Consider the following 10074-nt stretch of genomic DNA (forward strand, 5'->3'; position numbering starts at 1 on the left):
TCCTGGAAGATCATCGCGATGTCTTTGCCGCGCAGCGCGCGCATCTCGGCGCCGCCGGCCTTGAGCAGATCCCGCCCTTGCAGCAGGATCTGGCTGTCCGGGTGGATGCTGGCGTGCTGCGGCGACAACAGGCGCATGATGGCCATGGAGGTCACGGATTTGCCGGAGCCGGATTCGCCCACCAAGGCCACGGTGCGCTTGGCCGGGATGTCGAAGCTGACGCCCTTGAGCGCCTGGAATTCGCCGCCGTTCTCCTGGCGGAACGCCACTTTGAGATTGCGCACCGACAGCAGGGTCTGGTTTTGGGTCATGGTTTGTTCTCCCCCACTCACTTCACCGCCGCGCGCGGGTCCAGCGCGTCGCGCAGCGCATCCACCAACAGGCTGAAGGCGGTGACCAACAGCGACATCGACAAGGTAACCGCCAACATTTGCCACCAATAGCCCTGAATCAGCTCGGTGGGGGCTTCCGCCAGCATCGAGCCCAGGCTGACCTGGCGCACACCGACGCCGAAACCGAGGAAGGACAGAATGGCCTCGTATTTGATCAGCGCCACGGTGAGCAAGGAAAACTGCACCAGCAACAGGTGGGAAATATTGGGCAGGATGTGGATGAACATCTTGCGGGCGTTGCCGGCACCGATGGCGTCGGCGGCCTGCACGTATTCGCGGCCCTTGAGTTTCAGGTATTCGGCGCGCACCAGGCGGAAGCTGCCGGTCCAGCTGGTCAGCGCCATCACCGTGACGATGGTGGTGATGCCGCGGCCGGAAACAGCGGCGAAGGACAGCAGCAGCAGCATGTCCGGCACCGAGGTGAACACGCTGTAGAACCAATTGAGCGCATCGTCCACCCGGCCACCGAAATAACCGGCCGCCGCGCCCAGCGCGCAGCCCACCAGCAAGGCCGCCACCGCGCCGAACACGCCGACGAAGATAGAGGTGGAGGTGCCTTTCAGGGTTTTCTCTATCACGTCGCGGCCGCGCAGGTCGGCGCCGAAGGGCAAGCTGGCGTGCTTGGCCGGCGCGGTCTGCGCGTATTCGCCCACGTGCTGCCGCGCCTGTTGCAGCTCCCGGCCTATCGGGTCCTCCTCCGGCGTCATGGTGACAATGGGGACGGACGCCTGGGCGGGTTTGGCCGGCTCCGGCGGCAACACGTCGTCGGCGGAGGCCTGCACCCAGCTGGGCGGCGCGTAGGGCACGGCGATTTCGTCGGTCCAGCCGCCGCCCACCAGATTGAACCAGCCGCCCACGGCCAGCAGCAGGTAGACCGCCACGATCCACAGCGAAACAAAGCCCACTTTCTTGCGTTTCAGCCTTTGCCAGCCCAGCGCCCACAAACCGCGCGAGGGGGCGGCCGGCGCTGCGCCGGCGCTATTGTGCAATGTCGTCATCTCCAGCCCTCTCTCACTTGAGCTGCACGCGCGGGTCGATCAGCTTGTAGACCAGATCGCCCAGCAGATTGAACACCATGGTGGCAATGGCGATATAAATGGTGATGGCCTTGATCACCGGGAAATCGCTCTTGTTCACCGCCATCACCACTTCATTACCCATGCCGGGAATGCCGAAGAAGCTTTCCAGCACCAGCGCGCCGATCAACATATAGGGCAGCGACATCATCACGCTGGTCACCACCGGGATCAGCGCGTTGCGCAACACGTGCTTGAGCATCACCGTGCGCTCGGACAGGCCCTTGGCGCGCGCGGTGCGCACGTAGTCTTGGCCGATTTCCTCGACAAAGAAGCTGCGGTAGAAGCGGATGTCCGGCCCCAGGGACACCATCAGGCCCATCAGCAGCGGCAGCGGCACGTAGACGAAGAGGTTGATCCAAAAGGAGTCCCCCCAACCGCGCACCGGGAACCAGCCCATCTTGAAAGCCAGGAAATACTGGCCGGCGATGATGTAGACCAGCGCGCTGACCGACATGGCCACGGTGCAGGCGATGGTGACGATGTGGTCGGTGAGGCCGCCGCGGAAATAAGCGACCAGCGCCGCCAGCGGGATGGCGATCAGCAGGTCCACCACCAGCATGGCGCCGGTCAGCGTCAGCGAGGGGCCGACGCGGCTGCCGATGATGTCGGCCACCGGCTGCTGGGTGGACCAGGAGGTGCCGAAGTCCAGCGTCAGCACCTGTTTGACGAAGATCCAGAACTGCTGCGGCAGGCTCTGGTCCAGGCCCAGCTGGGCGCGGATATTGGCCAGCACGTCCGGCGTCAGGTGCTTGCCGGCCAGCACCAGCGACGGGTCCCCGCCCACCAGGGTGAACAGGATGAAAACCAGCAGCATGACGCCAAACAGGGTTGGAATCATCTGCAGGATGCGACGGATGATAAAAGCGGACATGATGTTCTCCTCGCCTGCCGCTTACTTCTGCACGTCCAGGAAACGCCAGATGTAGTTGTAGTTGGGATGCAGCTTGGCGCCTCGCACCCAGGGCTGGATCAGCGTGTTGCGGAAACGGATGTCGCTGAAGGCCCAGGGGGTGTCCGCCATCACGATTTTGTTCATCGCGTCGTACAGCCGGTTGCGTTCCGGGCCGTCCTCCAGATTGCGAGACTGCTCGTACAGCCGGTCATAGCGCGAGGACTGATAGCAGGCGTAGTTGACGCCGCCGGTATTGGGGCCGTATAGCAGCTGGACGAAGTTTTCGCCGTCCGGGAAGTCCGCGATCCAGGCCGCGCCGTTCATGCCGAACTTGCATTCGCGCTGCGCCTTGATCTGTTCGTTCCACTGCATGACGCGGAAGTCCACGCGCACTTTGATCAGATCGAAGGCTTTTTGCCAGTACTCGTTCCATTGCTTGTCGATGGCGGTGGGGCCGGTCAGGAAGTCCACCACCAGCGGCGCGCCGTCCGGCTGGCGGCGGTAGCCGTCCGCGCCCTTCTTGTAGCCGAAGCGGTCCAGCAAGGCGTTGGCCAGCGCCGGGTTATAGGGGAAGGCGCCGCGGAAATCCGGGTTGTGGCCGGCCACATTGGGCGGCACCACGTACTGAACCTTGACCGCCTGGTTGCGGCGGATGTCGCGTATGGTTTCGTCGGTATTGAAGGCCATGGTGATGGCGCGGCGCAGCGCGATTTTTTCCTTGCCGTAGCCGCCCACCACCGGGTCCTTCATCCCGAAGGCGTAAAAGGTGATTTCCTCGTCCAGGCTGCGCAGCAGGCGTATACCCTGCCGCTGGAGGTCCGGCTTCAGTTCGGCCCGCCACGGGTTGGAGGGGTCCATTCGCAGCAGTTGCCGGATCAGCGGCTGGGGAATGCCCACCAGGTCCAGCTCCGCGCTCTTGAACGCCAGCCAGGTGGGTTGTTCCTCCTGGATCACCGACACTTCGATGCGGCCGATCTGCGGGTAGCTCTTGCCGTTCATCTCGCGGGCGACGCGTTGGTCTTCCGGGTCGCTGCCCGGCTGGTAGTTGAAGGTCTGCTTGCGGAAATTGGGATTGGCCACCAGCGAGATGTGGGTGCCGGGCTGCCATTTGGCCAGCATATAGGGGCCGGTGCCCACCGGGTGGGCGTTGGTGTTGCTGCCGTAGGCTTCCACCGCCTCGCGCGCCTGACCTTGCACGAAGGGCGCGGCCAGGATGTATTTCAACGCCGGATAAGGCTGGATCAGCTTGAGTTGCAGGGTGTAGCGGTCCAGCGCGCGCACGCCAGCCACCGGCGCGTCATAGTTGATCTTGCCGCCGGCGGGCTTGGCCCAGGCATCCAGACCGACGAACTTGCCGGCCACCAGATCGCTGATCGGCGAGGCGACCGCCGGATCAATCAGCCGCTTGAAGGCGTAAACGTAGTCTTCCGCCGTCAGCTCGCGCTTCTTGCCTTTGAAGGCGGGGTCCGGCGCAAAGTACACGCCTTTTTTAAGGGTGAAAGTGTAGGTTTTGGCGTCGGCGCTGACCGTGGGCATGGCGGTGGCGACATTGGGCACCACCTTGACCGGCCGCGCCAGGTAGTCGAAGGTCAGCAGCGGGTCGAAGATGTGTTCGATGATGGCGCCGGAATAGATATCCGAGGTTTTGGACGGATCGAAACCGGTCTCCGGCGCATTGAAGGCCACATGCAGCACCTTGTTCATGTCCGCGGCCTGCGCCGACATCCCTCCCCACGCCATCAGCGCCAGCAGCGCGCATCGCTTCAGGCTCATGATTTTCTCCTTTGTTGTCGCTCCGGCCTGGCGTCTTGCGCCAGCCGATTTTTATGTCGCCGTTTTAGCGGCTCTTGGAACGTGTTTACGATCTCGCGAGCTAAGGCGAGACAAGGCGAAAACAAGCGAAAAAGCGGAATGTACTCGTGGTACATGAGCATTTTGAGCTTGGTTTTAACGCCCATTTCTATCCATCCCGCCGACGCGCAGCAGATAGTAAACAGGTTCTTAACACTCATGAACAAGGTGCGCCGGCCTGGCTTGTTGACAAGCGGCAGCGGCGACGCCATCGTAAAAGCATCCCTTCGAACCACCTCAGGCGGACGCAGTCTCTCTCCGCCTGGCACATTACTCAGGAGCGCCTCATGAAAACAACGCTAGCGCTGTCCCTGCTGGCCGCCAGCCTGCTGACCGGCTGCGCCACCCAGGCGGGTTACGCGCAAAAGGTCTACGGCTGGCAAGGCCGCGACGTCAACGAGATGCTGGCGCAATGGGGCGCGCCCACCAGCCAGCTGACCATGCCCAACGGCAATCAGCTCTACACCTACCGCAGCGCCTACAGCCAGGAAATGCCCTATCAGGGCGGTTTCTACAACTACCCTTGGGGCTTCAGCGGCGGCGGTTCGGTGTATTACCGCTGCACCACCAACTTCGTCGCCGACCCCAAAACCCATACCATTCAGTCGGTGAGCTTTGAGGGTAATGACTGCGTGGCGCCGCCTAAAAATTAAACGCCGTCCTCGCCAAAAGAAAGAGCCTGCGCAAACGCAGGCTCTTTTCGTTTCAATGTTCGGCCGCCGGTTGGTGCGCCGGCTTGCCGCCCAGTAGGCGGCGCACCCGGCTGCGCAAGCCGTCCAGATAGGTGTAGACCACCGGCACCACGATCAGGGTCAGCACGGTGGAGGTCAACAGGCCGCCGATGATGGCGTGCGCCATCGGCCGGTTGCTCTCCGAACCGTCGCCGGTGCCCAGCGCCAGCGGCAACATGCCGAAGATCATCGCCAGGCTGGTCATCATGATGGGCCGCAAGCGCACCCGGCCGGCCTCCACAATGGCCTGGTTGCGTTCCATGCCTTCGCGCCGCGCCTGGTTGACGAAGTCCACTAGCAGGATGCCGTTCTTGGCCGCCAGGCCCATCAACATGATGATGCCGATCACCGAGAACATGTTCAGCGTGGATCCGAACAAATAAAGCGAACAGAAGACGCCGACGAAAGCCAGCGGCAGCGCCATCATGATGGTGACTGGCAGCGTGAAGCTGCGGAACTGCGCGGCCAGGATCAGATAGATGAAAATCACCCCCAAGGCCAAGGCCTGCACCGCGTAGCCCAGCGATTCCTGCATATCCTTTTGCTGGCCGCCCTGCACCAGCATCACGCCCGGCGGCAGCTTCAGCCCCTCCACCAGCTGATGCACCTCGGCGGAGACGGTGCCGGCGTCGCGGCCTTCGATATTGGCCAGGATGGTGATCTCCCGCATCATGTTGACGCGCTTGATCTGGCGCGGGCTGATGCCCTGCCGGGTTTCTATCAAGGAGGACAGCGGAATCATATTGGCCGCGCCGTTGGCGTCCGGCCGCCCGGCCACGGTCAGCGCGTCCAAGAGCTCCTGGCGGCGTTCGGACTTGGGCACCCGCAGCTTGACGTCGTAGTTTTCGCCGTCCGGCGCTTCCCAGGTGGTGACCGCGTTGCCGGCCAGCAGGATGGACAGCGTCTTGCCCACGCGGGCCAGGTCCACGCCCAGGCTGGTGGCGGCGTCGCGCTTGAGCACCAGGTTCAAGGCCGGATCGCCTTCGCTGAGATTGGACTCGATATCGCGCACGCCTTGGATCTTGCCCAGCCGGCGCATCAGGTCTTCGGACACCGCCGTCAGTTCGCGCAGATCGCTGCCGCGCAAGCCCACTTTGACCGGCTTGCCCTGCTGCTGCTCGTTGGCCACCGATTTGATGGTGACGCCGGCCACGGGCAGCACTCGCGCGCGCGCGTCGGCGATCACCTGGCCCAGCGTGCGCTGACGGCTGTTCTTGTCGCCGATGTCCACCGTCACCGAGCCGTCGTTCTTGCCGGCGCCGAAATTGCCCTCGCCCACATTCATCGAGATCGACTTGATCTCGGGAATGCCCTTCACCGCCGCCGCCAGCTCATGGCCCTTGGTGGCGGTGTATTCCAGCGCTGAGCCGGGCGCGGTCTGGTAACTGATGGTGAATTTGCCGCTGTCTCGCTCCGGGATGAATTCGCCGCCGATGCCGGGCACCAGCGCGAAGCTGGCCACGGTCAGCAGCAAGGCGGTGCCGACCACGGTCTTGCGATGACCCAGCGCCCAGCGGATCACGCCGACGTAACGCTCCGACAGCAGGTCCAGCGAGCTTTCGAAGGCATCCAGCATCCGCCCCAGCGGGCCGCGGTGTTTGTCGCCGTGGCGATGCGGATCGTGCCAGATGGACGACAACATCGGGTCCAGCGTGAAGCTGACCAACATGGAAATCAGCACCGCCACCGCCACGGTCAGGCCGAACTGGTGGAAGAACTTGCCGATGATGCCGCCCATGAAACCCACCGGCAGGAACACCGCCACCACGGTCAAGGTGGTGGCCAGCACCGCCAGGCCGATTTCATTGGTGCCGTCCAGCGCCGCCTGGTAGTGGCTCTTGCCCAGGCCCGCATGGCGCACGATGTTTTCCCGCACCACGATGGCGTCGTCGATCAAGAGGCCGATGGACAGCGACAAGGCCAGCAGGGTCAACATGTTCAAGGTAAAACCGAACATCTGAATGGCGAACAAGGTGCCGATCAGCGACACCGGCAGGGTCAGGCCGGTGATCACGGTGCTGCGCCAGCTGCCCAGGAACAGGAAGACGATCAGCACGGTCAGGCCGGCGCCTTCCAGCAGCGTGGATTCAACGTTGTTCAGCGACTTCTTCACGTCCTCGGCGGTGTCGTAGGTGTAGCGCACCTTGACCCCGGCCGGCATCTGGCTTTTCAGCTCGGCCACCCTGGCCTTGACGCCTTCGGCCACTTCCACCACGTTGGCGCCGCGCGCGGCGCGCAGGTCCAGCGACACGCCGGGCCGGCCGTCTATCAGCGAGATGCTGGACTGCTCGGCCTCGGTGTCGGCCACGGTGGCGATGTCCTCAAGCCGAATGGGCGCGCCGTTGCGGTAGCCCACCGCCAGTTGCGAGAAGTCGTCGGCCGATTTCAACTTGCCGGCGACGCGGATCGCCCACTCCTTGCTGACCGCCGACACCGAGCCGGCGGGGAAGTCCTGGTTGGCGGCGCGCAGCGCGTCGGCCACGTCCTGCAGGGACAGGCCGGAGGCTTCCAGCCGCACCGGGTCCACGTCGACGCGAATCTCGCGGCGCACGCCGCCTATCAGCTTGACGTCGCCGACGCCGGCCACCATCTGCAGCCGCTTTTTCAGCACCTTGTCCACCCAGGTGGTCAGTTCGCGCGGCCGGGTCTGGTCCGAGGTCAGCACCAGGGTCAGCATGGGGTTGTCGTTGGGGTCCACCTGGGACACGGTGGGCGCGGAGATCTCGCGGCGGAACTGGCCCTGGATGGCGCCTATCTTGTCCCGCACGTTCTGCACCGCCGACACCGGATCCACCGACAACTCGAATTCCACCACCACGGTGGAATTGCCTTCCATGGAATAGGAACGGATTTCCTTGATGCCGTTGATGGTGTTGACCGCTTCTTCCACCGGCTTGGAGATTTCGCTTTCCACCACTTCCGGCGAAGCGCCGGGATAGTCGGTGGATACCAGGGCGATGGGGAAGCGGATGTCCGGCATTTCCTCCACCGCCAGCCGCTGCCAGGAAAACAAGCCCAGCACCACCAGCGTCATCATCAACACGGCGGCGAAATAGGGATTGCGGACACTTACTCGGGTCAGCCACATACTGCGCCCCTCCGCTTAGAGTTTGCCGCCGGGCAGGGAAACCGGATCGCCGGCTTTCACCCCCACCAGGTCCACGGCGATCACGTGCTCGCCCGGCTTGACACCGGACACCGCCGCCAGCCGGTCCGCCTCGGAGCGCAGCAACAGCTCCACCGGACGCCGCTCCAGCCGGCCCTGGCGCGCCACCAGCACCCAGGGCTGGCCGTCCGGATCGTGGATGGCCGGCAGCGGCAGCACGATCTGGTCGCTGACCTGGCGCAGCACAATGCCGCCCTTGGCGAACTGTCCGGCCTTCAGCTTGTGTTCCGGGTTTTTCACGCGTATGTAAAGGGTGAAGCTGCGGGTGCCCGCCACCGCCACCGGGTTGATGCGCACCACTTCGCCGCGCTGTGGCTCGGCCAGGCCGTCCACGCTGAAACTGGCCTGCATGCCCGGCTGGATCTGCGAGATCAGCCGCGCCGGCACGGTGGCAGCGATTTCCAGCACCGATAGATCCGCGATGGCGAACAGCACCGCGTTCTTGCCGGCCACTTCGCCCGGATTGATTTTGCGCTCGTACACCACGCCGTCTATCGGCGCGCGGATCTGAGTGTCCGCCAGCAGCCGGCGCGCGCGCGCCAACTGGGTGGCCTGAGCCTTGGCCTCCCCCTCCTTCACCCGGTAATCGCTGTCGAATTCGTCATAGGCGATCTGCGAGATGAAGCCCTTGTGCAGCAGTTCGCGCTGTTTTTCCAATTTGACCTTGGCCAGGCGCAGCCGCGCCTCGGTATTGGCCACTTGGGCGTTCTGCTCCGCCACCGATTGCGACAGCACTTCGGCGTCCAGCACCGCCAGCACCTGGCCGCGTTTGACCGCCTCGCCCTCGCGCACGCGCACTTCCTTGACCCGGGCCTCCACCTCAGCGGCCACGGTGCCGCTGGTCAAGGCGTTGAGCGATCCGGTGAAGGCGATCGTCGCCGCCAGCACGCGCGGCTTGGCCGCCATCACATCGGCGGTGGACAAGGTCCGCGCCACCGGCGCGGAAGCCGCGGCCTTGCCGGCTGCGCCCTCCTTGAGCGGGTTGGACGGTTTGGCGCCGCAAGCCGCCAGCGCCAACGACAAGAGCGGGACTATGACAAATCGTGTGTTCATCTGTGTTGTTCTTTTCTATGGTTGAGCCGCCCGCGACGCGGAGCTCGGACACGCGTGATCGGCCGCCGCGTCAGGCTCGGCGGCCGCGCATCCAGGACGATGAAACGACGCAAGACTCCCCCTCGCGCCGGCGGCCGGACCAGGGCCGCTCGGCATCTTCCCACAGGCGTCACCGCGGGATATGCCATTGTGTGGTCGTATTGTCTTGTTGTTGTGAAGCGTGAGCGGACAAGCCGCAGTCAAGCATTTGGGCGGCCTGACTGCGGCCGCCCGTTATCATGCCACAACACTATCCATTAGACATATGTCATTGCACAAACTGCTCGGAGCCCACAATGCCCAGCTTGGTCACCCCCAAACGCTGCGACTCCGCCAGCACCATCGCCACCGGCTCGTACCCCGCGTCCTTGTTCGGCTTGATGTGAAACTCCGGCTGCGGCACACGCCCCGCCGCTTCCGTCAGCTTCTTCTCCAAAGCCTCTCGGTTCGCCAAACGCTCCCCGTTCCACAAGATCCCGTTGTCCGGCGCTATGTCTATCTGCACCACCACCGGCTTCTCCATCGGCTTCGCCGGACTGCTCACCGGCATGTCCAGCTTCACCGCGTGCGTCTGGATCGGAATGGTGATGATCAGCATGATCAGCAGCACCAGCATCACGTCGATCAGCGGCGTGGTGTTCATTTCCACCATCAGTTCGTCGTCGGACGAGCCTACATTCATTCCCATCTTGCTCTCCCTTCTAGTTCCGCGGCGGCGGTTCGGTAATAAAGGCGATCTTCACAATCCCCGCCTGCTGCACCGCCAGCACGATCCGGCCTATCGGGCTGTACTTCGCCCCCAGGTCGCCCCGGATGTGCACTTCCGGCTGCGGATCCTTCTTCGCCTCCTTCACCAGCCGCGCCAGCAGCT

The 10074-nt window shown here is 64.0% G+C and carries 10 protein-coding genes; 1 reads left to right on the top strand and 9 read right to left on the bottom strand.

What is annotated here, in order from left to right:
• The 5 genes from HA052_RS26290 to HA052_RS26310 form a co-directional block, all read right to left on the bottom strand.
• A partial coding sequence (locus HA052_RS26290; protein ID WP_166454304.1) for an ATP-binding cassette domain-containing protein occupies nucleotides 1-311 on the bottom strand: 311 nt, incomplete at its 3' end.
• A gap of 17 nt (nucleotides 312-328) precedes the next feature.
• Complete coding sequence (locus HA052_RS26295) at nucleotides 329-1390, bottom strand: ABC transporter permease (protein ID WP_166454305.1); 1062 nt, start codon at nucleotides 1388-1390, stop codon at nucleotides 329-331.
• Between the two features lie 13 nt (nucleotides 1391-1403).
• On the bottom strand, nucleotides 1404-2342 hold the full coding sequence (locus tag HA052_RS26300) for an ABC transporter permease (RefSeq protein ID WP_166454306.1): 939 nt from the start codon (nucleotides 2340-2342) through the stop codon (nucleotides 1404-1406).
• A 21-nt stretch (nucleotides 2343-2363) separates the two neighbouring features.
• Nucleotides 2364-4136, bottom strand: coding sequence for an ABC transporter substrate-binding protein (locus HA052_RS26305; RefSeq protein ID WP_166454307.1), 1773 nt, complete (start codon nucleotides 4134-4136; stop codon nucleotides 2364-2366).
• Complete coding sequence (locus tag HA052_RS26310) at nucleotides 4133-4426, bottom strand: hypothetical protein (protein WP_166454308.1); 294 nt, start codon at nucleotides 4424-4426, stop codon at nucleotides 4133-4135. The genes HA052_RS26305 and HA052_RS26310 overlap by 4 nt, the downstream gene beginning before the upstream one ends.
• 75 nt (nucleotides 4427-4501) lie before the next feature.
• Between HA052_RS26310 and HA052_RS26315 the strand changes: the two genes are divergently transcribed.
• Complete coding sequence (locus HA052_RS26315) at nucleotides 4502-4867, top strand: hypothetical protein (protein ID WP_081551307.1); 366 nt, start codon at nucleotides 4502-4504, stop codon at nucleotides 4865-4867.
• 52 nt (nucleotides 4868-4919) lie between these two features.
• On the opposite strand, the gene HA052_RS26320 is transcribed toward HA052_RS26315, so the two are convergent.
• The 4 genes from HA052_RS26320 to HA052_RS27840 all read right to left on the bottom strand — a co-directional run bounded on the left by HA052_RS26320 (nucleotide 4920) and on the right by HA052_RS27840 (nucleotide 10057).
• Nucleotides 4920-8033 carry an efflux RND transporter permease subunit gene (locus tag HA052_RS26320; protein ID WP_166454309.1) on the bottom strand — a complete coding sequence of 1038 codons (3114 nt, stop codon included), beginning with the start codon at nucleotides 8031-8033 and terminating at the stop codon, nucleotides 4920-4922.
• 15 nt (nucleotides 8034-8048) lie between these two features.
• The gene (locus HA052_RS26325) at nucleotides 8049-9164 is read right to left on the bottom strand and encodes an efflux RND transporter periplasmic adaptor subunit (RefSeq protein WP_166454310.1); all 1116 of its coding nucleotides are present in this window, start codon (nucleotides 9162-9164) and stop codon (nucleotides 8049-8051) included.
• A 307-nt stretch (nucleotides 9165-9471) separates the two neighbouring features.
• Complete coding sequence (locus HA052_RS26330; protein ID WP_166454311.1) at nucleotides 9472-9891, bottom strand: ExbD/TolR family protein; 420 nt, start codon at nucleotides 9889-9891, stop codon at nucleotides 9472-9474.
• A gap of 13 nt (nucleotides 9892-9904) precedes the next feature.
• Nucleotides 9905-10057, bottom strand: coding sequence for an ExbD/TolR family protein (locus tag HA052_RS27840; protein ID WP_346774594.1), 153 nt, complete (start codon nucleotides 10055-10057; stop codon nucleotides 9905-9907).
• Nucleotides 10058-10074: the final 17 nt, after the last annotated feature.

Origin of the sequence: Chromobacterium fluminis (genome assembly GCF_011602385.1) — a bacterium.
Lineage (GTDB): Bacteria > Pseudomonadota > Gammaproteobacteria > Burkholderiales > Chromobacteriaceae > Chromobacterium > Chromobacterium fluminis.

What these genes read in the sequence shown, in the direction of transcription:
- HA052_RS26305 (WP_166454307.1), bottom strand. Translation starts at nt 4,136, where the DNA reads ATGAGCCTGAAGCGATGCGCGCTGCTGGCGCTGATGGCGTGGGGAGGG.
- HA052_RS26310 (WP_166454308.1), bottom strand. Translation starts at nt 4,426, where the DNA reads ATGGCGTCGCCGCTGCCGCTTGTCAACAAGCCAGGCCGGCGCACCTTG.
- HA052_RS26315 (WP_081551307.1), top strand. Translation starts at nt 4,502, where the DNA reads ATGAAAACAACGCTAGCGCTGTCCCTGCTGGCCGCCAGCCTGCTGACC.
- HA052_RS26330 (WP_166454311.1), bottom strand. Translation starts at nt 9,891, where the DNA reads ATGGGAATGAATGTAGGCTCGTCCGACGACGAACTGATGGTGGAAATG.
- HA052_RS26325 (WP_166454310.1), bottom strand. Translation starts at nt 9,164, where the DNA reads ATGAACACACGATTTGTCATAGTCCCGCTCTTGTCGTTGGCGCTGGCG.
- HA052_RS26295 (WP_166454305.1), bottom strand. Translation starts at nt 1,390, where the DNA reads ATGACGACATTGCACAATAGCGCCGGCGCAGCGCCGGCCGCCCCCTCG.
- HA052_RS26320 (WP_166454309.1), bottom strand. Translation starts at nt 8,033, where the DNA reads ATGTGGCTGACCCGAGTAAGTGTCCGCAATCCCTATTTCGCCGCCGTG.
- HA052_RS26300 (WP_166454306.1), bottom strand. Translation starts at nt 2,342, where the DNA reads ATGTCCGCTTTTATCATCCGTCGCATCCTGCAGATGATTCCAACCCTG.